Origin of the sequence: Micromonospora sp. NPDC049257, from assembly GCF_040678915.1 — a bacterium.
GTDB lineage: Bacteria > Actinomycetota > Actinomycetes > Mycobacteriales > Micromonosporaceae > Micromonospora > Micromonospora antibiotica.
Genome location: NZ_JBFAQU010000001.1, coordinates 764,547 through 784,891, shown reverse-complemented (window position 1 = coordinate 784,891; position 20,345 = coordinate 764,547). Strand labels below are relative to the sequence as shown.

At 71.0% G+C, this 20,345-nt stretch carries 22 protein-coding genes; 6 read left to right on the top strand and 16 right to left on the bottom strand.

The genetic code is table 11. The annotated features are described in order from the left end of the window. Window positions 1-128: 128 nt before the first annotated feature. Both AB0K25_RS03550 and AB0K25_RS03545 read right to left on the bottom strand, forming a co-directional pair. Window positions 129-1,220, bottom strand: a complete 1,092-nt coding sequence (locus AB0K25_RS03550) for a PLP-dependent cysteine synthase family protein (RefSeq protein WP_219465810.1) — start codon at window positions 1,218-1,220, stop codon at window positions 129-131. Between the two features lie 127 nt (window positions 1,221-1,347). Next, on the bottom strand, window positions 1,348-1,806 hold the full coding sequence (locus AB0K25_RS03545; protein WP_208565476.1) for an Lrp/AsnC family transcriptional regulator: 459 nt from the start codon (window positions 1,804-1,806) through the stop codon (window positions 1,348-1,350). 268 nt (window positions 1,807-2,074) lie between these two features. On the opposite strand from AB0K25_RS03545, the gene AB0K25_RS03540 reads away from it, so the two are divergent. Then, a complete protein-coding gene (locus AB0K25_RS03540) occupies window positions 2,075-2,341 on the top strand; it encodes a BldC family transcriptional regulator (RefSeq protein ID WP_084261470.1) in 267 nt (88 codons plus the stop codon). A 258-nt stretch (window positions 2,342-2,599) separates the two neighbouring features. Here AB0K25_RS03540 and AB0K25_RS03535 read toward each other — a convergent pair whose 3' ends face one another. Then, the gene (locus tag AB0K25_RS03535) at window positions 2,600-3,226 is read right to left on the bottom strand and encodes a UbiX family flavin prenyltransferase (RefSeq protein ID WP_208565475.1); all 627 of its coding nucleotides are present in this window, start codon (window positions 3,224-3,226) and stop codon (window positions 2,600-2,602) included. A 246-nt stretch (window positions 3,227-3,472) separates the two neighbouring features. Between AB0K25_RS03535 and AB0K25_RS03530 the strand changes: the two genes are divergently transcribed. After that, entirely contained in the window at window positions 3,473-4,432 is a 960-nt protein-coding gene (locus AB0K25_RS03530; RefSeq protein ID WP_357532963.1) for a terpene synthase, read from the top strand. Window positions 4,433-4,643: 211 nt separating this feature from the next. Here the strand turns inward: AB0K25_RS03530 and mqnP are convergent, their stop codons facing one another. Both mqnP and AB0K25_RS03520 read right to left on the bottom strand, forming a co-directional pair. Beyond that, window positions 4,644-5,555: a menaquinone biosynthesis prenyltransferase MqnP gene (mqnP, locus tag AB0K25_RS03525; RefSeq protein WP_219465809.1), complete on the bottom strand. Its 912-nt coding sequence runs from the start codon at window positions 5,553-5,555 to the stop codon at window positions 4,644-4,646. Continuing rightward, entirely contained in the window at window positions 5,555-7,015 is a 1,461-nt protein-coding gene (locus AB0K25_RS03520) for a menaquinone biosynthesis decarboxylase (protein ID WP_357532959.1), read from the bottom strand. The genes mqnP and AB0K25_RS03520 overlap by 1 nt, the downstream gene beginning before the upstream one ends. 209 nt (window positions 7,016-7,224) lie before the next feature. Between AB0K25_RS03520 and AB0K25_RS03515 the strand changes: the two genes are divergently transcribed. Then, a complete protein-coding gene (locus AB0K25_RS03515) occupies window positions 7,225-8,097 on the top strand; it encodes an alpha/beta hydrolase (RefSeq protein WP_219465799.1) in 873 nt (290 codons plus the stop codon). 146 nt (window positions 8,098-8,243) lie between these two features. Here AB0K25_RS03515 and AB0K25_RS03510 read toward each other — a convergent pair whose 3' ends face one another. From AB0K25_RS03510 to AB0K25_RS03500, 3 genes are read right to left on the bottom strand one after another with little or no spacing between them, the layout of a single operon-like run. Next, window positions 8,244-8,600, bottom strand: coding sequence for a ribbon-helix-helix protein, CopG family (locus tag AB0K25_RS03510; RefSeq protein WP_363818148.1), 357 nt, complete (start codon window positions 8,598-8,600; stop codon window positions 8,244-8,246). Beyond that, the gene (locus AB0K25_RS03505) at window positions 8,597-8,878 is read right to left on the bottom strand and encodes a hypothetical protein (protein ID WP_204925727.1); all 282 of its coding nucleotides are present in this window, start codon (window positions 8,876-8,878) and stop codon (window positions 8,597-8,599) included. Before AB0K25_RS03505 ends, AB0K25_RS03510 begins: the two co-directional genes overlap by 4 nt. Window positions 8,879-8,923: 45 nt before the next feature. Beyond that, window positions 8,924-9,499: a carboxymuconolactone decarboxylase family protein gene (locus tag AB0K25_RS03500; protein WP_308290977.1), complete on the bottom strand. Its 576-nt coding sequence runs from the start codon at window positions 9,497-9,499 to the stop codon at window positions 8,924-8,926. 48 nt (window positions 9,500-9,547) lie between these two features. Between AB0K25_RS03500 and AB0K25_RS03495 the strand changes: the two genes are divergently transcribed. Next, a complete protein-coding gene (locus AB0K25_RS03495) occupies window positions 9,548-10,024 on the top strand; it encodes a MarR family winged helix-turn-helix transcriptional regulator (protein ID WP_363818143.1) in 477 nt (158 codons plus the stop codon). Between the two features lie 106 nt (window positions 10,025-10,130). On the opposite strand, the gene AB0K25_RS03490 is transcribed toward AB0K25_RS03495, so the two are convergent. Both AB0K25_RS03490 and AB0K25_RS03485 read right to left on the bottom strand, forming a co-directional pair. Continuing rightward, window positions 10,131-11,246: a LacI family DNA-binding transcriptional regulator gene (locus tag AB0K25_RS03490; RefSeq protein WP_357532955.1), complete on the bottom strand. Its 1,116-nt coding sequence runs from the start codon at window positions 11,244-11,246 to the stop codon at window positions 10,131-10,133. A gap of 93 nt (window positions 11,247-11,339) precedes the next feature. Beyond that, window positions 11,340-12,863 carry a ricin-type beta-trefoil lectin domain protein gene (locus AB0K25_RS03485; RefSeq protein ID WP_363818140.1) on the bottom strand — a complete coding sequence of 508 codons (1,524 nt, stop codon included), beginning with the start codon at window positions 12,861-12,863 and terminating at the stop codon, window positions 11,340-11,342. A gap of 609 nt (window positions 12,864-13,472) precedes the next feature. On the opposite strand from AB0K25_RS03485, the gene AB0K25_RS03480 reads away from it, so the two are divergent. Further along, window positions 13,473-13,694, top strand: a complete 222-nt coding sequence (locus tag AB0K25_RS03480; RefSeq protein WP_219470581.1) for a hypothetical protein — start codon at window positions 13,473-13,475, stop codon at window positions 13,692-13,694. Here AB0K25_RS03480 and ccsB read toward each other — a convergent pair. The 6 genes from ccsB to hemL form a co-directional block, all read right to left on the bottom strand. Beyond that, window positions 13,660-14,670, bottom strand: coding sequence for a c-type cytochrome biogenesis protein CcsB (gene ccsB / locus AB0K25_RS03475; protein ID WP_219465791.1), 1,011 nt, complete (start codon window positions 14,668-14,670; stop codon window positions 13,660-13,662). The genes AB0K25_RS03480 and ccsB overlap by 35 nt on opposite strands. Next, window positions 14,670-16,292, bottom strand: coding sequence for a cytochrome c biogenesis protein ResB (locus tag AB0K25_RS03470; protein ID WP_363818136.1), 1,623 nt, complete (start codon window positions 16,290-16,292; stop codon window positions 14,670-14,672). The genes ccsB and AB0K25_RS03470 overlap by 1 nt, the downstream gene beginning before the upstream one ends. After that, on the bottom strand, window positions 16,292-17,194 hold the full coding sequence (locus AB0K25_RS03465; protein ID WP_363818133.1) for a cytochrome c biogenesis protein CcdA: 903 nt from the start codon (window positions 17,192-17,194) through the stop codon (window positions 16,292-16,294). Before AB0K25_RS03465 ends, AB0K25_RS03470 begins: the two co-directional genes overlap by 1 nt. After that, window positions 17,194-17,769, bottom strand: coding sequence for a TlpA disulfide reductase family protein (locus tag AB0K25_RS03460; protein WP_357532946.1), 576 nt, complete (start codon window positions 17,767-17,769; stop codon window positions 17,194-17,196). Before AB0K25_RS03460 ends, AB0K25_RS03465 begins: the two co-directional genes overlap by 1 nt. 1 nt (window position 17,770) lies before the next feature. Further along, window positions 17,771-18,418, bottom strand: coding sequence for a histidine phosphatase family protein (locus tag AB0K25_RS03455; RefSeq protein ID WP_208565456.1), 648 nt, complete (start codon window positions 18,416-18,418; stop codon window positions 17,771-17,773). Between the two features lie 64 nt (window positions 18,419-18,482). Further along, window positions 18,483-19,820 carry a glutamate-1-semialdehyde 2,1-aminomutase gene (gene hemL, locus AB0K25_RS03450; protein WP_363818129.1) on the bottom strand — a complete coding sequence of 446 codons (1,338 nt, stop codon included), beginning with the start codon at window positions 19,818-19,820 and terminating at the stop codon, window positions 18,483-18,485. A gap of 170 nt (window positions 19,821-19,990) precedes the next feature. On the opposite strand from hemL, the gene AB0K25_RS03445 reads away from it, so the two are divergent. After that, a complete protein-coding gene (locus AB0K25_RS03445; RefSeq protein ID WP_208565454.1) occupies window positions 19,991-20,326 on the top strand; it encodes an STAS domain-containing protein in 336 nt (111 codons plus the stop codon). Window positions 20,327-20,345: the final 19 nt, after the last annotated feature.

Sequence of the window (20,345 nt, the reverse complement as noted above, 5' to 3'; positions counted from 1 at the left end):
AGGAGCAGCATGGTCGGCAGCCGACCGCACGGCGGCTGGAGCCCGCCGGGTTACGGCCGCTACCCGGCGGCGCGGCACGTCCACGGTGTCGACCGCGGTGGCACTGCCGGCCAGCCACCGCGACGCCGTCAGGTCGGCCAGTCGCCGGTGGTGAGGAACCGGTCGATGGTGGCCAGGTGCGGGGTCAGGTCGAGGCCCTGTGCGGCCACCCACCCGTCGTCGTAGTAGGTGTCGGTGTACCGCTCCCCGGCGTCGCAGATCAGGGTGACCACCGAGCCCGTCCGACCCTGCGCGAGCAGCTCGGCGATCAACCCGAACGCCCCCCACAGGTTGGTGCCGGTCGAGCCGCCGACCCGCCGGCCGAGCACCGCCGAGCCGGCCCGCATGGCGGCCAGTGAGGCGGCGTCCGGCACCTGGGTCATCCGGTCCACCACCGAGGGGAGGAAGGACGCCTCGACGGTGGGTCGACCGATCCCTTCGATCCGGGAACCCCGCCCGGTGCGTACCGACCAGTCGGCGGCCTGCCACGCCGGGTAGAACGCCGAGTTCTCCGGGTCGACCACGCAGAGCTTGGTGGGCAGCCGCTGGAAGCGGGCGTACCGGCCGATGGTGGCACTGGTGCCGCCGGTGCCCGCACCGACCACGATCCAGGCGGGCACCGGGTGCCGTTCCAGGGAGAGCTGGGCATAGATCGACTCGGCGATGTTGTTGTTGCCCCGCCAGTCGGTGGCCCGTTCGGCGTAGGTGAACTGGTCCATGAAGTGCCCGCCGCTGTCCTCGGCGAGCCAGCGCGCCTCGACCACCACCTTGGCCGGGTCGTCGACCAGGTGGCAACGCCCGCCGTGGAATTCGATCTGGGCGATCTTCTCGGGTGAGGTGGAGGCGGGCATCACGGCGACGAACGGTAGCCCGAGCATCCGGGCGAAGTACGCCTCGGAGACCGCCGTCGAGCCGGAGGACGCCTCGATCACCGTGGTCGCCGGCCCGATCCAGCCGTTGCAGAGCCCGTAGAGGAACAGCGATCGGGCCAACCGGTGCTTGAGCGAGCCGGTGGGGTGCACCGACTCGTCCTTGAGATAGAGGTCGATCCCCCACTGCCGGGGCAGCGGGAACGGCAGCAGGTGGGTGTCGGCCGACCGGTTGGCGTCGGCCTCCACCGCGGCGATCGCCTCGGTCACCCAGACCCGGCTGGCCTCGTCGCACCGCTCCAGATGAGTCACGACGGCAACGGTACAAGCGAGGTCGGCTCGCGTTCGGGTCGACCCGGCATCCGCCGCCGACGGCGGGGACGGCCACGCTGCGCGTACGGCCGACGGGAGGGGGACCGGTGGGTGGCGTGCCGGCCGGTCAGGAGGCCGGCGGGTCGATCGGCTGGGGCCGGTTCTCCCACTTGGTCGACAGCGCGATGCCCGTGCGGGTGGAGGCCACCCCGGGGGTACGGCTCAGCCGCACGATCAGCTGCTCCAGCTCGGCGATGGTGCCTACCCGAGCCTTGAGCAGGAAAGACTCGACGCCGGCCATGAAATAGCAGGATTCGATCTCGGGCATCTGCCGGAACGTCTCCAGCACGTCGTCGGTGTCCCCGCCGGAGTCCTCGACGATGCCGATCAACGCGGTCACCCCGAGGCCGATGGCTTCCGGCTCGACCTCGGCCCGGTAGGCCCGGATGACGCCGCTGGACTCCAGCTTGCCGACCCGTTCGTGCACGGCCGGCGCGGAGAGGCCGACCTGCCGGGCCAGCTCGGCGTACGACAGGCGGGCGTTACCGCGCAGTAGTTCGACGAGGCTCCGGTCGATCGCGTCCACGGAGGGTGAGCCTATCCGTTGGGGCGTAACGTCCGGCGACCGGCATCCGTTGGATCTGACAGCAGGTGACAGTTCGCAGACCGACGGTCAAGGGAGTCCCGCGCCGGTACCATTTACTAACTTCCCACTCCGTGCGTTTTTCGCGTTTGGCGGACAGGCCAGTTCGCTGGTGCTGTAATTGCCATACGTCCCTCATGACGGCTCTGGGCTCGCACCGGCCGGGGGCAGTGTGTTCAGCCGAGGGCTTCGTCGACGCGAGGAGGGGGCTGTGGACACTGGAGATCGCCTGCTGACACCGGGTGAGGTCGCCGCACTGTTTCGGGTGGACCCGAAGACTGTGACGCGGTGGGCGGCGGCCGGCCGGATAGGCAGCATCCGGACTCCAGGCGGGCATCGCCGGTTTCGGGAATCCGAGGTGCGGGCCCTGCTGGAAGGGGAGGGCATGTTGGACGAGGCGGATGACATGGGCAAACCACGCAATGTGGGCCCAGCCGCCTCGACCGGGCCGGGTCCGGCCAATGCCGGGATGTACTGAATGGTGCGAGACGGACGCGCGGGCCGGCCGAAAGGTCCGGCCCGCCGCCGCTTGACCGGGTAGCGGCCGGCCGGGACCGATCGTTGCGCCCCGACACCCGTCCCGGTCGACGACGGCGACCGGCCACACGGCTCGGTAGACGGCAGCAGCCAGGCACATCTCCCGGCGGCCGGGCACAGTTCCGGTCGCCCGGAACCGGCCGGGCACACGTTCCGGCGGCCGGGCACACGTTCCGGTCGACGGCGGCGGTCGTGGTGGTCAGCGCCCGGCGGCCAACTGGCCCGCCCAGCGCCGGAACAGGGTGTGCGGCACCCCCAGGGCGTCCAGCACCTTGCCGGCGACGAAGTCGACCAACTGCTGAGCGGTGGCCGACGCCCCCGCGCCGTAGAAGCCGGGGCTGGCCGGCAGCACCACCGCACCGGCGTCGTGCAGCGCGATCAGGTGTTCCAGGTGGCTGCGGGTCACCGGGGTCTCCCGGGGCACCAGCACCACCGGCCGCCGCTCCTTGAGGTTGACCTCGGCGGCGCGTTGCAGCAGATCCTTCGACAGGCCGATGGCGATGCCGGCGCAGGCCGCCGTGCTGGCCGGCACCACCGCCATCCCGCGTACCCGGTAGGAGCCGCTGCTCGGGCCGGCCGCGATGTCGCCGGCCGGCCAGTGTCGTACGTCGTCGCCCGTCAGGTCGCGGCCCAGCCAACCGGCGAGGTCCTCGGCCCAGTGGCCGTCCCGGAACGGCCGGCCGGTCTCGTCGAGAACGGTCAACCGGGCGGCCCGGGACACGATCAGATCCACCGGCTGCCCGGCGTCGAGCAACCCCCGGACGACGGCCGCCGCGTACGGGGTGCCGGACGCCCCCGAAACCCCCACCACCCATGGTTCGCGCATACGCCCAGCCTGCCTGGTGTACGCCGGCAGCCGCCGCCCACCCCCGCAATCGCCCGTCCGCTCCGGCGGTCACACTCTCCGCGCGTCCCGACCCGACGACCGCATCACGGGGCGGGACCGGTTGATCCACTCACCGTCGTCATGCCTGCGGACCAGGCGTTCGTCGACCAGCCCGGACGGCGCGTCAGCGGCGGACCTGCGATGCTGCGATCGGATGATCCACATCGTACGGGGGAGACATCGGTAATGGTCGACGAGATCCTCTGGTCGTTACGGTCGGCGTGCCCGATCCCTCCCCGGCTCTCCCCGTACGCCGAGGGGGTGCAGGACTGGTTGTTGGACCGCTTGCCCCGACTGGGCCTGCCGTTGGGCACCGAGGCGTTGCACCGGCTCGACCGGGCGGGCTTCGCCCGGTACGCCGGCCGCCTCTATCCGGACGCGAGCGAACCGGACCTGCGTACCGTGGCCGCCCTGTTCACCTGGTTCTTCCTGGTCGACGACGCCTGCGACGGGCCGGACCGGCTGCCCTCGGAGCAGATCCGGGCCCTGCGGCGAGGGACGCTGACCCTGCTGCACGACGGCCCCCGACGGCGACACCCGAACTTCGGTGGTCCGCTGCGCCGGCTGCTGGTGGAGGCGTGGCGGTCCCCCCGCCGCCGGATGCCGGCGCGCTGGCGGCTGCGGTTCGCCGACGCGGTCGGCGACCACCTGGACGGCAACTGGCGGGAGGCGGTGGCGAAGGAGAACGGGCGGGTGCCCGGGGTGGCCGAGTACATCGCGCTGCGCCGGGCCACCTCGGCGGCGTACGTGTCGTATCCGCTGATCGAGTTCGTCGGGGGCCGGGTGCTGCCCGACGCGGTGTACCACCATCCACTGCTGCGCCGGATCGGCACCCTCGGCAACGACCTGCTCTCCTGGTACAACGACCTCGCCTCGATGGAACGGGACCGGGTCACCTCGGGTGGGCACAACCTGGTGCTGGCGCTGGCCGCCGAGCGGAACGTGCCGGTGGCGGAGGCGGTGGAGCTGGTCGCCGAGCGGTGGCGAGACACGATGGCCCGCTTCCAGGCGCAACGCGCCGCGGTCCCGTCGTTCGGCCCCGCGCTGGACGAATCCGTCACCGCCCACCTCGACGGCATAGCGAACGCGGTCCGCGGCACCATCGACTGGACCCTGGAAAGCGCCCGCTACCCCACCCACCCCTAACCCCCACCCACCCTGCGCCGCCCGGCCCGCCCCGGCCCGCCCCGGCCCGGCCCGCTCCGCCCCGCTCCGCCCCGGTGATCAAGAGGTTTGCGTCAACTTGAAGATCAAAGGTGACGCAAACCTCTTGATCACCTGACGCAAACCTCTTGATCACGGGGGGCGAGGGGGAAGGGGGAAGGGCAGGGGGCAGGGGCGAGGGGAGGGGGCGGGGTCAGGCGCGGAGGTTGAGACGGAGTACCAGGTCGAGTAGGGCGAAGGCGAACAGGGCGATGCCGACGAAACCGTTGGCGGTGAAGAAGGCCCGGTTGACCTTGCTGAGGTCGGTGGGGGTGACCACCACGTGCTGGTAGCCGAAGGCGACCGCGGTGAGCGCCAGCCCGATCCACCAGGGCCAGCCGTAGCCGACCAACGCACCGAACCAGATGAACAGCGCGAACGTCACCACGTGCGCCACGGTGGAGGCGTGCAGCGCGAAGCGGCGGCCGTAGCGGGCGGGAACGCTGCGTACCCCGATCACCCGGTCGACCTCGTCGTCCTGGCAGGCGTAGATCAGGTCGAAGCCGCCGATCCACAGGCCGACGGCCGCGCCGAGCAGCCAGGCCGGCCACGAGCCGGCGAAGGTGCCGGTGACCGCCAGCCACGCGCCGACCGGGCCGACCGCCTGCGCGATGGCCAGGATGGCGTGCGGCCAGTCGGTGAACCGCTTGCCGTACGGGTAGACGACCAGCGGGATCACGGCGAGCGGGGCGAGCAGCAGGCAGAGCGGGTTGAGCAGGGCGGCGGCGGCGAGGAAGACCACCAGCGCGACGGCCGCGCCGGTCCAGGCCGTCCGCACGCTCACCGCCCCGGTGACCAGTTCCCGCCCGGCGGTACGCGGGTTCCGGGCGTCGATCCGCCGGTCGAGGATCCGGTTGGCGGCCATGGCGAACGTCCGCGCCCCGACCATCGCCACGGTGATCAGCAACAGGTCGAGCCAACGGACCCGACCGCCGTTGACCTGCATCGCGGTCAGCGCCGACAGGTAGGCGAACGGCAGCGCGAAGACGGAGTGCTCGATCGCGACGAGCTTGAGGAAGGACTTGACCCGGCCGGGGCGGGGGGCGGGCGCGACGGCGGTGGCCATCAGATGCCGTACTCCTTCCAGCGCTTGTCGACCAGGGAGGCGACCTCCGGCGACATGGTCATCTCCTCCGGCCAGCCCCGGGTGTAGCCCTCGGTGGGCAGCTTGCGGGTCGCGTCGACGCCCACCTTGCCACCCCAGAACTGCTGGTATGACGAGTGGTCGAGGTGGTCCACCGGGCCCTCGGTGAGCAGCAGGTCGCGGGCGTAGTCGACGTTGCCGAAGGCCCGGAACGCGACCTCGTGGTAGTCGTGCACGTCGCAGTCGGAGTCGACGATCACGATCAGCTTGGTCAGCGACATCAGGTGCGCGCCCCAGATGGCGTTCATCACCTTCTGCGCGTGCTTGGGGTAGCGCTTGCGGATCGACACGATCGCGCAGTTGTGGAACACCCCGGCGGCCGGCAGGTCGTAGTCGACGATGTCCGGGATCATCAGCTTGAGCAGCGGCTGGAAGATCCGCTCGGTGGCCTTGCCGAGGCCGTGGTCCTCCTGCGGCGGCTTGGACGTGACGATCGAGTGGTAGACGGGGTTGCGCTGCATGGTCATCGTCTCGATGTGCAGCACCGGGAACGGCTCGACCGGGGTGTAGAAGCCGGTGTGGTCGCCGAACGGGCCCTCGGGCAGGCGTTCGCCGGGTTCGAGGTAGCCCTCCAGCACGATCTGCGCGTGCGCCGGCACCTGCAACGGCACGGTCAGGCAGTCGACCATCTCGACCCGTTCGCCGCGCAGGAACCCGGCGAACAGGTATTCGTCGATGTCACCGGGGAGCGGCGCGGAGGCGGCGTAGCTGACCACCGGGTCGCAGCCGATGGCGATGGCTACCGGGAGCCGCTGGCCGAGCCGCTCGGCGACCGCGTGGTGGGCGGTGGAGTCCTTGTGGATCTGCCAGTGCATGCCGAGCGTGTTGCGGGAGTGCTGCTGGAGGCGGTAGAGGCCGAGGTTGCGCTTGCCGGTCTCGGGGTGCTTGGTGTGGGTCAGCCCGTAGTTGTGGAAGATCCCGCCGTCACCCGGCCAGACCTGGAGGCCGGGCAGCCGGTTCAGGTCGACGTCGTCACCGGAGTAGACCACCTCCTGGCAGGGGGCGGTCTTGACCTTGCGCGGCGGCACCGACTTGAGCTGCATGACCTTGCCCAGGCCCTCGCGGATGCCGGACCAGCCGACCGGCAGCTCCGGCTTGATCAGCGCGCCGATCCGGTCGCCGATCTCGTCGAGCGATTCGACGCCGAGCGCCATCGCCATCCGCTTCTCGGTGCCGAACAGGTTGATCGCCACCGGCATCTCACCCCGGGTGGGCCGCTCGAACAGCAGCGCCGGCCCGCCGGCCCGGACCGTCCGGGTGACCACCTCGCTGATCTCCAGCGTGGGGTCCACCGGGACGGTCACCCGCCGCAGCTCGCCCGCGCGCTCCAGCGCCGCGAGAAAGTCCTTGAGATCGGTGTACGGGAAGCCACGAGCCGCCATACGGCCAGTCTCCCGCACCGCTGCCGGCACCGCCCACGCCGGGTGGGGCCGGGCGGTGTGCGTCTCCCCACCCGGGCCGGCACGCCTCCCCACCCGGGCAGGCGCGTCTCTCCGGCCGACAGTTGCTCGTTGCACGGGTGACGGTGGGGCGGGTGCCAGCCGGCGACGTCGGGACGGGGGCGGGGGTCGGGATGGGGGCGGGGGTCGGGATGGGCGACGGACGGGTTCCGGCGGGGTTCACCGAGCAGCGGGCGCAGGTCGGTGACGTGGCGATCAACTACGTCCGGGGCGGCCGGGGACCGACCCTGGTGCTGCTGCACGGCTATCCGCAGTGCTGGCGGATGTGGCGGGCGCTGCTGCCGGAACTGGCCGCGACGTACCAGGTGGTCGCGCCCGACCTGCGCGGTTTCGGCGGCAGCGACGCCCCACCCGACGGGTACGACAAGAAGACAGTCGCCGCCGACCTGCACGGGCTGCTGACCGGCCTGGGCCTGGCCGACGACATCCGGCTGGTCGGTCACGACGTGGGCACCATGGTCGCGTACGCCTATGCCGCCGCGCACCCCGACTCGGTGTCCCGGCTGGTGCTGACCGAGGCACCGATCCCGGACGAGAGCATCTACACGTTTCCCGCGTTGACCGAGGCCGGGCCGGCGGTGTGGAACTTCGGCTTCTTCAGCCTCACCAACGGCCTGCCGGAGGAGCTGGTCGCCGGCCGGGAGGCGCGCTGGGTGGACCGCTTCACCGACTCGATCATGGTGAACAAAGGCAGCATCGGTGCGGACGACATCGAGGAGTACGCCCGGCACCTGACCGACCCGGCCCACCTGCGGGCCAGCTTCAACTATTTCCGGGCCTTCGCGCAGGACGTCAAGGACAACGCGGCGTACCGGGAGAATCCGCTGCCGATGCCGGTGCTGGCCGTCGGCGCGGCGGCCAGCCTCGGCGGCCAGGTCGCCGACCAGGTGCGCCGCTACGCCCGGACGGTCGACGGCCGGGTGGTCACCGACAGCGGCCACTGGCTGTTCGAGGAGCGCCCGGCCGAGCTGACCGCCCTGCTGCTCCCCTTCCTGCACGACTGACAGCCCCGGTCCGGCGAGATCGGGTCGGCCCGGGATGTCGGAATGTCGACCCTCGGGGGCATCATCTTCCTCGATGCCCCGCCCCGGCCCGGCGTCGGTGACGCGTGCCGTCCCGGCGTCATGCGGCAAGGCATCTCGCCAAAGGGTTATGCCGCGTCCGCCCGACCTTCGGTGGTTCGGGCGGCGACGACACGGCGCAGCACGTCGAGGGCGTGTTCGGCCTCGTCGTGGCTCACCGGCTCGGAGCGGGTGGTGACGTACCTGGTCAGAGCGTCGCGGATGATGTCGGAGCGACGGACTGCGGTTTGCTCGGCGAGGCGGTCAAGCTGCTTCACCAGCGCCACCGGCAGTCGGGTGCTGACCAGCGCCATCGGTGTCTCGGGAGCGGTGCCGGAGGCTGGCGTCGCCGTCATGGACCTGATGACCGGCGCCAGGCTGTCGGTGTGCTGGAACCATGCCACGACCTCGTCTTTGGTCATCCACTCAAAGTCCGGCTCGGTCATAGGACTCGCCTCCTCCATTCGTCGAGGTCTGCGCCGCGCAGGGCCCGAGCCCCGATGATCTTGTATGTGCTCGTCCCACCGATGCGGTCACACAGTGCGGCGATCACCCGACCGCTGTCGGCCATCCCCATGATGATGAGCAGCAGATCCCCGAGAGCACGCTCATGGCGTAGGCCCGACGGGGCGTACAGCGCCTGGGTCGTCTCGTCCACGCCGACACCGTTGCGGCTGGCGTTGTCCAGACCCTCGTCGGTCCAGACATACTCACGATCCGACACTCCTCAAGCGTAACACGTTGTAATACGCCCGACGTGGAGCTGCGATCAGGCCGCCGGCTCCCAGGCGTACGCAGTCAGGGGCGGGTCGAGTGGGGCACGGGTGAGTCGGTTGGCGAGGGTCGAGATGGTGTACGTCCCGACCCCGAGCACCACGTCCAGGGCGTGTCGGGGCCGGTAGCCGGCGTCGAGGAAGGCGGTCAGCTCGTCGTCCGGGACGTCACCGGCGTGGTCGAGGACGGCGAGGGTGAACCGGCGCAGCGCCGCCAGCCGGGGCTCGGGCAGGTCGGTGCCGTCGCGCAGCGCGGCGATCAGTTCAGCGGCGGCACCCAGCCGGTGCAGGGTGGCGGTGTGCATCGCCACGCAGAGGTGGCACCGGTTGCGGGTGGCGACCGTCAGCACCACCACCTCCCGCTCGACAGGCGCGAGGTCGGTGGCTTCGAAGGTGGCGGAGGCGGTCAGGAACCCCTTGAGCAGTTCGGGGGATTCGGCCATCAGCCCGACCGCGCCGGGCAGGTGGCCGAGCCTTCGGTGTACGCCGGCCATGGTCGCGCGGGCGGCGTCGGGCGCCGTGTCGAGGGTGTGGGTGGTGAAGCCGGGTCGGGACATGGCGGTACCCCTCACGTACGATAGTCAACGTGGTTGTCGAAACAGTAAACCAGGTTGTCGAACATGTCGATGGGTGACCCCGAGCGGCCCGGCTTCGTGCTGCCCCTACTGCTGCTCGCCGGCTTCCGCAGCCTCGTCGACGACCTGCACGCCGAGTTGGCCCGGCAGGGCCACCCCGAGCTGCGGCCGGCACACGGCTTCGTGCTCCAGGCCGTCGGCGTGCACGGCACCACCGCGTCCGACCTGGGCCACCGCCTCGGCGTCTCGAAGCAGGCCGCCGGCAAGACCGTCGACCGGCTGGTCGCCCTCGGCTACCTGGAACGCGCCGACGACCCGACCGACGCCCGCCGCAAACTGGTCCGGATGACGGAGAAGGGCGTCGACGGGCTGCGCCGCTCGGCGGTGCTCTTCGACGCACTGCGGGAACGCTGGGTGGCCCGGCTCGGCGCGGAGCGGGTCGCCGCCCTGGAGGACGACCTGCGCGCGGTCACCCCACCGGATTCCTTCCGCCTCGACGTCCCCGGCTGGTTCGGCACCTGACCACTCCAGAGCCAGGCAACGACGATCCGAGCGCGGGACACGGCACGCTTCAACTCCTGCACCGACGATGCGGGCGGAAGCACCGGCCGGAGCAGCCCGGTTCGGGTCAGACGGTTCGCGGTGCTGCCGTGCTGGCCCGTGTCACCAGCCGGTTCGGCACCAGGCTGGTACCGGGCTCGACGGGCTGGTTGCGGATCTGTCGCAGCGCGGTCTCGACGCATCTGCGGCCTACTTCGGCGAAGTCCTGATGGATCGTGGTCAGCGGTGGGATGAACGAGGCGCTGTCCGGGATGTCGTCGAAGCCGATCACGCTGATGTCGCGGGGAACGACCCGGTGCTTCTCGTGCAACGCCCGCAGCACGCCGAGGGCCATCTGGTCGTTGCCGGCGAATACCGCGGTGCACGACGCCTCGTCTGCCAGCAGGAGGCCGGCGCGGTAGCCGGATTCGGCCGACCAGTCGCCGCGATACATCGCCGGTACGGGCCGACCCGCCCCTTCGAGCACGCAGCGCCACGCCGTCGACCGACGCCCGGCGGCGAAGGACTCCGGCGGCCCGGCGACGTGCCAAACGGTGTGGTGGCCGAGGTCGAGCAGGTGTTGGACGGCCTGCCGCGCACCGTCGGCCTGATCGGTGTCCACCACGCTGTAACGGTCGCCGGCATCGGAGTCGACGACCACGACATGCACCCCTGGCGGGAGGACGAACATCGCGGCGTCGAGCAGATGCACCTCCATCACCACGATGACGGCGTCCACCGCCAGCTCGCCCAGTCGGGTGAACGCGCCCAGCACGCCGTGCTGGGTGGGTGTCGCCACGGGCATGAGCGTGATCACGTAACCGGCACGGCTGGCGTGGGTGGCGATCGCTTCGAGCAGCCGACTGTTTCCCGTGGTGGACAGCGTGAAGATGATGACGCCGATGGTGCGGAACTCGCCGTTCTTCAGCGCCCGGGCCGCGCTGTTGGGCCGGTAGCCCAACTGCTGCATCGCCGCGAGAACCTGTTGGCGGGTGGACGCGACAACCCCGGGATGGCCGGTGGAGACGCGGGATACCGTCTGCGCGGAGACCCCGGCCGCTCGGGCCACGTCCGCCATCGACACGCGCCGGTGGCGCCGGGTGATGCCTGACGATCCGGCGAGGGCCCGCGGCACACCGTCCGGCGATGCTGGGATCATCGCTGCGGTGCTCCTTTCGCAGCCCGGCGGGCTGTTGAACGACACGATAAACAGCTATCGGTTCGTGACGCCATCCGAGAAAGACGGTGGAGGGATCCGGAACGCCTCGTTCCGGATCCCTCCGACGTCAGGTTGGTGTCAGCCGCGGGTCCACCGCTGGTTGGCGCCTCCGTTGCAGGTCCACATGTTCACCGCTGATCCGTTCGCGGTCGCGTTGTTGGCGACGTCCAGGCACAGCCCGGACTGGACTCCCACCACTGTGTTGTTGGTGAGGGTCCACTGCTGGTTGGCACCGCTGCCGCAGTCCCCGAGGACCACCGTGGCGCCCGGCGTCGTGCTCTGACCGGAGACGCCCAGGCACTTGCCGAGCGACTGCAACTGGCGGGTGGAGGCGTTGTACGTCCACTGCTGGTTGGCCCCGGTGTGGCAGTCCCAGAGCGCCGGCCTGGTCCCGTTTGCGGAGTTGCTGTTCGGCACGTCGAGGCAACGACCCGACTGGGCGCCGATCAGCCTCGCCGTCGTCGTCCCCGTGGACGGGACCGGTGTCGTCGGCACGACGCCGCCCAGGTCGATGGTGCTGTAGGTGACGGAGTTGACGGTGCTGCCGTTGTAGCCGCCACTGAGCACCACCAGGCTGTGGCCGTCGGCCAGCGGAACCATGCCGCGGCTGTAGCCGCCGGCGACCTTGGAATCGACACGGGTCCAGGCGTTCGCGGCACCACCCTGGGTGTTGACGAACACGTCGGTTGTGCTTTGCGCACTGACGACGAGGGTGCCGTTGGAGCCGCCGGTGGGAAGCCAGGTGATGTACGGGTTCCAGAAGGCGGTCTGGCCGTCGGTCGACCTCAGGACCTGGCTGGTGACCGAGCCGAACGCCTCGGGGTTGGAGGAGATCTTGTAGTAGACCGCGAGGTTTCCCGCCGGCGAGCCCCCGTACTCGTACGTCATCACGTAGTTGCCGTTCGGCAGCTTCGCAACTGTCGACATGCCGGGCCGGTCGCTCTGCGTGGAGGTCGCCACGTCGTCGACGACGGGGCCCCAGTTGATGCCGTCCGTGCTGACCTGGTGCACCAGCTTCTGGCTGTGGCTGCTGTCTCGCTCGTCGGAGTAGTAGACGATGAGTTTGTTGCCGTTGACCAGGAAGAAGGGTTCCCAGACCGGTCTGCCCGCGCCGTTGGCGATGTTCTTGACGAAGGTCCAGGTCTGCCCTTGGTTCGTGCTGGCGTACATGTCGATCTTGAACCCGGAGCGGTTACTGGGGACGGAGTCGCCGGCGGCCAGGATGGTCCCGGCGGGGAAGTTGCCGATCGCGATGGGCAGTTCGAACAGCTGTGGCTGCCAGCGCATGCCCCAGCCGTTCTGCGTGTCGGCGACTTCCGAGATCTTGGTCCAGGTGTTGCCGGTGTCGGTGCTGCGGTAGATCGGGAAGACGGGCTTGCCGGTGGTGTACTGCTCGAAGGTGGCGAGCATGGTGCCGTTGGCCGACCCACTGTGCTCCAGCCGTATCCCCCTGGGGTAGAGCGTGCCGGGGGCGGGGGTGCCGGGCGGCGGGGTGTACATGGTCTGCGAGGAGCGGGTGATGGCCTCGCTCACCGTGGGGAGGAGGACCGTGCCGACCGCCGCGACCAGGGCGAGCAGCAGTAGCAGGACAAGGAGGGGCAAGGGACGGGAAAGCGGGGCGGCGCCGGATCTGACGCCTGTCTGCTTCGGGAACATGTGCGGCTCCAATAGCGGGGGAACGAGGTTCTCGTCCGGGTCCGCCGCGTCGGGAGTGACCAGGTGGCGGTACGGCGGAGTTCAGGGAACTGTCAGCCGGGCGAGTCGGTGTCCAGCGGCTGGTCGTTGTCCTCGTAGGGTGCATCGCCATCAAGGGGGCACGAGCACCGAGGCGGTGCGCTTGTCCAACTTCCTCATGGAGAGTCTCTCCTCGCAGACGGGTGGGCCAGGGGTCAGGGCGTCTCCCCCGCCGGCCGTCAACGTCGACCACGTCACCCTTGTCGATGTTTACGTAAACATCGACAAGCAGCGCGCCCCCATCCGGATGCCACAGTCGAAGCTGATGTCCGATTTAAGCCCTAAATTGTTTACGCAAACATCGTTCGGCGATGATGTCATCAGCCTTATGGGGCGTCAAGGTGTCAGCCAATGGGAAGGCATCACGACCACCAACGACCGCTGGCGGTCGGTACCGCTGACCGACTTCGGGAGAGATAGACGTTCTGCAGGCCAGGGGCATCGACACACCTGGTCCTCCGGTAGAGGATGGGACGCATGGACGACGCGTACACCGTGGGTGATCCGGACGGCTTCTCCCCGCTGCTGAAGGAGATCCGCGACGCGGTGGCCCGGGAACTGCACGCCCAGCTCGCCCTGCGGGCCGAGCGCATCGACCTGGCCGACGTGCCGGAGGTCGCCTACCAGGTGACCCTGGGCGTCGACCGGGTGCTCACCGGCCGACTCACTCCACCCCGGCGTACGAGTGCAGGCCGGTGAAGAAGAAGTTCACCCCGAACAGGTTCATCAGCACGGTCAGGAAGCCCAGCACCGCGATCCAGGTCGCCACGTTGCGCCGGACGCTGGGCGTGGCGCGGGCGTGCAGGTAGCCGGCGTAGACCACCCAGGAGATGAACGCCCAGGTCTCCTTCGGGTCCCAACCCCAGGCCCGGCCCCAGGCCGCCTCGGCCCAGATCGCGCCCGCGATCACCGCGAACGTGAAGATCGGGAACGAGAAGGCGTGCAGGGCGAAGGTCAGCCGCTCCAGGTCGGCCGCCCCGGGCAGCCGCCGGGCCAGCGTGTAGGGGAAGCTGCGCCGCCCCTGCTCGTAGCCGTTGCGCAGCAGGAACGACACCGCCGGCACCACGCCCAGCAGGAAGATGCCGGAGGAGAAGACGATCGTCGACACGTGGATGATGAACCAGTACGACTGGAGCGCCGGCATCAGCGGCACCACCGGGACGTAGAGCTTCAGCTCGGCGAAGGCCAGCAGCAGCACCATGACCAGGGTGAGGAACAGCCCGAGCCGGCGCAGCGACGGCCGCTTCCAGAGCACCACGAGCCAGGCGGCGGTCCCGATCCAGGTGACCGTCAGCACGAACTCGTACATGTTGCCCCAGGGCATCCGGTCGGCCGCGATGCCCCGGGTGACCAGCGCGCCGAGGTGCAGCGCGGCGGCGAGCACGGTCAGCCCGGCGGCGATCCGCCCGGCCAGCCTGGCCCGTCCCGCCGAACGGCTCGGCCGGGTCGACGGCGGCGTGGTCCCGACGGCGTCGCCCTTCACCGGCGCGTCGGCCCCACCGGCAACCGCGTCGCCGGCCCCGCCGACACCCGCGCCGACCAACTCCCGGGCCGGTGCGACCCGGGCCGACACCGCGCGGACGTTGCCCAGGGCGTACTCGACGGCGTGGCTGATCATCGCAACCAGGTACACCAGGATCGCGAACGTCACCAGCTGGTCGGAGACTGCGGACATCACTCGACTCCCTCTCGCGCCCGCCGGTCGGGCCGCCCGTCGTCGCGTACCGCGGCGACGAGAGACGCGAACTCCTCGGCGAACCCTGGATGATCGGTGCGCGGCAGCCCACCGGCCGACACCAAACTACTACCGCCCGTCGGAGATCCACTGTCGGGGGGCGTCACCCGGAACCAGACCCGCCGACGGCGGCCGAACAGCGATCCCATCAGCCCGACCAGCAGCACCACGCAGGCGCCCAGCATCAGCTTCTCGCCCGGGTCGTGCCGGACGGACAGGGTGACGTACCGCTTGGTGCCGAGGAACTCCAGCTTGCTGCCGTCGTCCAGGGTCCACGTCTCACCGGGGGTGAGCTTCTTGTTGCCGACCTGCTTGAGCTTGCCGTTGGTCACCTGCCGCTGGTCGAGCTGGTAGACCGAGCCGGGGATGCCGGCGTCCAGCCCCAGGTTGCCCCGGTAGGCGGCCAGCACCACGGCCGGGTTGCGCTCCTCCGGGAACCGCGACGACGCGAACGGCGCGGTGTCCGGGGCGGTCGGCAGGTACAACCCCTCGAAGGCGACCTGCTGGTTGGCGTCCCGCCGGCCGGTCGCCGGGTCGACGTTGGCGTCCGGGAAGGCGGCCACCCCCTCGCTGGTGAGGTTGGCGTCGCCGCTGGTCAGGAACGGCACCGTGCTGGTCTGGCTGCGGCCGTACCGGTCGGTGTACTTCAGGATCGGGGCGTAGCCGTGACCCAGCAGGTAGACGTTGGCCGAGCCGAGCCGCAGCGGCGAGTTGACCGAGAAATCGGCGGTCCGCCGGTCCGAGCCGTCCGGCCGGTCCACGGTCACCGTCGCGCGGTAGCTCTCCGGCAGACCGGTCGGCAGGAACCGGGCGTCGAACCTGTCGAGGGTCAGGCAGAACGACGGCAGGTCGGCGCTGTCCACGCGGGGGCCGAGCTTCGCCTCGGCGTACTGCTGGCGGGTGTTGCAGAAGGCGTTGTCCGCGCCCGTGACCAGCAGGCGGTTGCCGTGCCAGCCGTACCACGAGCCGAGCGCGACGCCGACCAGCACGGCGACCAGCGAGGTGTGGAACAGCAGGTTGCCGGTCTCCTTGAGGTAGCCCTTCTCGGCGGAGACCTCGTTGCCGCGCACCTGCACCCGCCAGCGGCGGCGGCGCAGCACGGCGGCGATGGCCTGCGGATCGGCGGCCCCCGGCGCCTCCAGCACGGTGTGCTGCGGCAGCCGGTCCATCCGCTTGGGCGCGGCCGGCGGCCGGGCCCGCAACGCCCGCACGTGGTCGCGCATCCGGGGCAGGATGCAGCCCACCAGCGAGGTGAACAGCAGCAGGTAGATGGCGGAGAACCAGACCGAGCCGAACACCTCGAATGCGCCGATCCGGTCGAGCTGCGGGGCCAGGTCGGGGTGCTCGACGAAGTACCTGTCGACGTTCTCCGGGTTGACCCCCCGCTGTGGCAGCACCGAGCCGGGAATCGCCGCGACCGCGAGCAGGAACAACAGGATCAACGCGGTACGCATGCTGGTGAGCTGCCGCCACGAGTTGCGCAGCAGGGCCAGCACCGGGTTCGGCCGGCGGCGGGGGGCCTCGGCGGGTGGGCTGGCCGGCCGGTCGTCGACGGTCGTCATCAGATGCTCACCTCGCCGGGGCCCACTGTCGTCTGCAACCAGATCACGAAGCTCTGCCAGCCGCCGGTGACCAGCGCCAGGCCGATCAGGATCAGCAGCACCCCGCCGATCCGGGTCACCCACCGGCTGTTGCGCCGGACCGCGCGGAACACCCCGAGCAGCCGGTGGAAGCCCAACCCGAAGACCACGAACGGCAACCCCAACCCCAGGCAGTACGCCACCGCCAGCACCACGGCCCGGTCGGTCTGCCCACCGGTGGCGGCCATCCCCAGCACCGCACCCAGCGTCGGGCCGGTGCACGGCATCCAGCTCAACGCGAACACCGCGCCGAGGACCGGCGCACCGAGCAGCCCGGCGGCGGGCAACCGTCGGATCCGCAGTTCCCGCTGCATCCCCGGGAGCACCCCCAGGTAGCTGAGCCCGAGCAGGACGATCAGCGCGCCGATGACGACCTGGAAGGTGCGCTCGTAGTCGAAGAAGATCCGACCGAACCCGGCGAAGAGGATCGCCGTGGCGGTGAAGACGACGGTGAAGCCGGCGATGAACAGCAGCGTCCCGGCCAGCACCCGGCCCTTGACCGCCGCCACCGGCCGGGCCGCCGCCCGCGTCGCCACCGCCACCGTGCCGCCGGGACCGCCGTCGGGAGCCGAACCACCGTCGGAGGCCGGGCCCTCGCCGGGTGCCGAGCCGCCGCCCGGGGCGGGGTCCGCGCCGGTCGGGGTGGTCGGCCGGGCGCGGCCCTCCAGGTCGGTGCCGGCCAGCCCCGTCACGTACGACAGGTAGCCGGGCATCAGCGGCAGCACGCACGGGGACAGGAAGCTGACCAGCCCGGCGAGCGCCGCCGCACCGATGGCCAGCAGCAACGGGCCGGACTGGGCGAGTTCGCGGAACGTCTCGCCCATCAGCGGGAACCGGTCGACGCCGGCTCTTCGGCGGCGATCCGCTCGACGATCGGGCGCAGCCCGTCGGTGGTGACGGCGGCCCGGATCACGGTGGCGATCCGGCCCTGCCGGTCCAGCACGACGGTGGCCGGGATGGTGTTCGGCGGGATGTCCAGCGCCAGCGCCAGCCGGCTGGCCGGGTCGAACAGGCTCGGGTAGGTGACCCGGCCCTCCTCGAAGGCGATCGCCTTGTCCCGGCTGTCCTGCACGTTGATGCCGAGGAAGGTCACCCCGGATGCCTTGGTGGCCTGGTAGGTGGCCTCCAGGTCATCGGCCTCGGCGCGACAGGGCGCGCACCAGGAACCCCAGAAGTTGACCACCACCACCTGGCCCCGGGCCTGGGAGGTGTCGTACCCACCGCCGGTGAGCAGGTCACCGGCGATCTTCGGGGCGGCGGAGCGTTGGTCGGGGGCGCACTCGACGATGCCGCCGTTGTTGGCGCACCGGCTCTCGTCGGTGCCGGAGGAGCAGCCGACCAGCGCCGCCCCGGCGGTGACGGCGGCGAGCAGGACGGCCAACGGCCTCCGGGAACGCATCTCAGGCCCCCTTGGCCGTCCGGGCTGTCGCGGACATGGCGATCAGGTGGGCGGCCGGCTCGGAGTAGCCGATCCCGACCACCTTCGCCCCGTCGAAATGGAAGGAGGTGAGGCTGGCCAGCCCGCACTGCCGGCGGCGCGGATCGTGCCAGAGCCGTTTGCGCTCGACGTAGCGGCGCAGCGTCCAGATGGGAAGCTGGTGGGAGACGATGACCGCCTCGCGCCCCTCGGCGGCCACCCGGGCGGCGTGCAGCCCGGCGAACATCCGCTCGGCGATGGCCCGGTAGGCCTCGCCCCAGCTCGGGGTGACCGGGTCGCGCAGCACCCACCAGTTGCGCGGGTCGCGGAACGAGCCGTCCCCGGGCGAGACCTTCTTGCCCTCGAACCAGTTGGCGCTCTCGATCAGCCGCTCGTCCACCCCGACCGGGAGCCCGAACTGCCCGGCGATCGGCTCTGCGGTCTGCTGGGCGCGTTCCAGCGGGCTGGCCACCACGTGCACGACCTCCCGCTCGGCGACCGCCTGGGCGGCGGCCTTGGCCATCTGCACGCCCAGCTCCGACAGCCGGAAGCCGGGCAGCCGGCCGTAGAGGATCCGGTCCGGGTTGTGCACCTCGCCGTGCCGCAGCACGTGGACGACGGTCTTACTCATTGCATCCCCCTCGTTCGCGACTGCGGGGCTCGCAAACCCGGCTCACTCCTCGCGCTCACTGGTTTTACCCCCCGTGGCCTGCCGCTGCCGCTGCTGTCGCCGCGCCGGGCAGGGCGGCGGCGATGTGCTCCAGGGCGGCGTCGTCGAGCGCCGCCGACACGAACCACGACTCGAACGCGCTCGGCGGCAGGTAGACACCCGCGGCGAGCATCGCGTGGAAGAACGCCTTGAACGCGGGCACCTGCTGGGTGCGGGCGCTGTCGTAGTCGACCACGTCGGCGTCGGTGAAGAAGATCGAGAACATGCTGCCCGCGTACGACAGGCGGTGCGGGACCCCGGCGGCGGCCAGCGCGTCGGCGGCGAGCTTGCCCACGACGGCGGCCGTGTCGTCGAGCCGGCGGTAGAGGGCGTCGTCGGCCAGCCGCAGGGTGGCCAGGCCGGCGGCGCAGGCCAGCGGGTTACCGGAGAGGGTGCCGGCCTGGTAGACCGGGCCGGCCGGGGCGAGCCGGGACATGATCTCCGTGCGCCCGCCGAAGGCCGCGGCGGGCAGCCCGCCCCCCATCACCTTGCCGTACGTCCACAGGTCGGCGTCGGACGGGTCGAGGCCGTGCCAGCCGGCGCGGGAGACCCGGAACCCGGTCATCACCTCGTCGACGATGAGCAGCGCGCCGTGGGCGTGGGCGATCGCGGCGAGCCGGGAGTTGAAGCCGTCGCGGGGGGCGACCACGCCCATGTTGCCGGCGGCGGCCTCGGTGATGACCGCCGCGATGTGCGGACCCTGCGCGGCGAACGCCGCCTCGACGGCGGTGATGTCGTTGTAGGGCAGCACGATGGTGTCGCCGGCCGCCGCGCCGGTGACCCCGGGAGAGTCGGGTAGGCCGAGGGTGGCGACACCGGAGCCGGCGGCGGCGAGCAGCCCGTCGGAGTGGCCGTGGTAGCAGCCGGCGAACTTGATGATCTTGGATCGGCCGGTGAACCCCCGGGCCAGCCGGATCGCCGACATGGTCGCCTCGGTGCCCGAGTTGACCAGCCGGACCTGCTCGACCGGGGTGCGCTCGACGATCTCGGCGGCCAACTCCACCTCACCCGGGGTGGGGGTGCCGAAGCTGGTGCCGAGGGTGGCGGCCTCCCGCACCGCCTCGACCACCTCGGGGTGGGCGTGGCCCAGGATCAGCGGCCCCCACGAGCAGACCAGGTCGACGTAGCGTCGCCCGTCGGCGTCGTACAGCCAGGGACCCTCCCCCCGGACCATGAAGCGCGGGGTGCCACCGACGGCACGGAACGCGCGCACAGGGGAGTTGACCCCGCCGGGCACGATGGCCTGGGCGCGGTCGAACAGGGCCTCGGAGGCCGGTGCGTCGGCCGGGTAGCGGCCGGTCCCGGCGGAAAAGGTATCGGTCACGATGCGGCCCATTGTGTCAGCGCCGGGCGGGGAATCCGCAGCCACCCCGGGGCCGGGTTACCCGGCTCACCCCACCGGAGCCGGTGGGGCGGATCTGCCGCTCGCCCGGTGATCGGCACGGCGGATCGTCTCGCCGGGCCAGGTTGGTGGGATCGCGATAGGCTGACGGCGTGGATCGTGCCGAGCTGTCCATCACGGTACACCGGACTGGCGACGAAGTGGTGTTGCGCCTGGCCGGTGAGATCGACATGCTCACCGCCGCCCAACTGTCGACCGTCGTGAACGAGGTGCTCGCCGAGCCTCCGCCGCGCATCGTGCTCGACCTGGCCGGGGTGACCTTCTGCGACTCGCAGGGGCTCGGCACGCTGGTCGTGCTCAGTCGCAAGGCCAGCCACTCCCAGTGCCTGTTGATCCTGAGCAACGTGGGCGACTTCCTGCTGCGCGTCCTCGACATCACCGGCCTGCGTTCCGCCCTGATGATCCGTAACGAGACCCCCTCCGGCTGACCGGTCGGGCCCGCCCCGG

Coding starts and splice junctions, on each gene's coding strand:
- mqnP (WP_219465809.1), bottom strand. CDS start 5,555: ATGGCCACCGCCGTCGCGCCCGCCCCCCGCCCCGGCCGGGTCAAGTCC.
- AB0K25_RS03480 (WP_219470581.1), top strand. CDS start 13,473: ATGGACGACGCGTACACCGTGGGTGATCCGGACGGCTTCTCCCCGCTG.
- AB0K25_RS03470 (WP_363818136.1), bottom strand. CDS start 16,292: ATGACGACCGTCGACGACCGGCCGGCCAGCCCACCCGCCGAGGCCCCC.
- AB0K25_RS03510 (WP_363818148.1), bottom strand. CDS start 8,600: ATGACCGAGCCGGACTTTGAGTGGATGACCAAAGACGAGGTCGTGGCA.
- AB0K25_RS03460 (WP_357532946.1), bottom strand. CDS start 17,769: ATGCGTTCCCGGAGGCCGTTGGCCGTCCTGCTCGCCGCCGTCACCGCC.
- AB0K25_RS03530 (WP_357532963.1), top strand. CDS start 3,473: ATGGTCGACGAGATCCTCTGGTCGTTACGGTCGGCGTGCCCGATCCCT.
- AB0K25_RS03465 (WP_363818133.1), bottom strand. CDS start 17,194: ATGGGCGAGACGTTCCGCGAACTCGCCCAGTCCGGCCCGTTGCTGCTG.
- AB0K25_RS03455 (WP_208565456.1), bottom strand. CDS start 18,418: ATGAGTAAGACCGTCGTCCACGTGCTGCGGCACGGCGAGGTGCACAAC.
- AB0K25_RS03535 (WP_208565475.1), bottom strand. CDS start 3,226: ATGCGCGAACCATGGGTGGTGGGGGTTTCGGGGGCGTCCGGCACCCCG.
- AB0K25_RS03515 (WP_219465799.1), top strand. CDS start 7,225: ATGGGCGACGGACGGGTTCCGGCGGGGTTCACCGAGCAGCGGGCGCAG.
- AB0K25_RS03520 (WP_357532959.1), bottom strand. CDS start 7,015: ATGGCGGCTCGTGGCTTCCCGTACACCGATCTCAAGGACTTTCTCGCG.
- AB0K25_RS03495 (WP_363818143.1), top strand. CDS start 9,548: ATGTCGATGGGTGACCCCGAGCGGCCCGGCTTCGTGCTGCCCCTACTG.
- ccsB (WP_219465791.1), bottom strand. CDS start 14,670: ATGTCCGCAGTCTCCGACCAGCTGGTGACGTTCGCGATCCTGGTGTAC.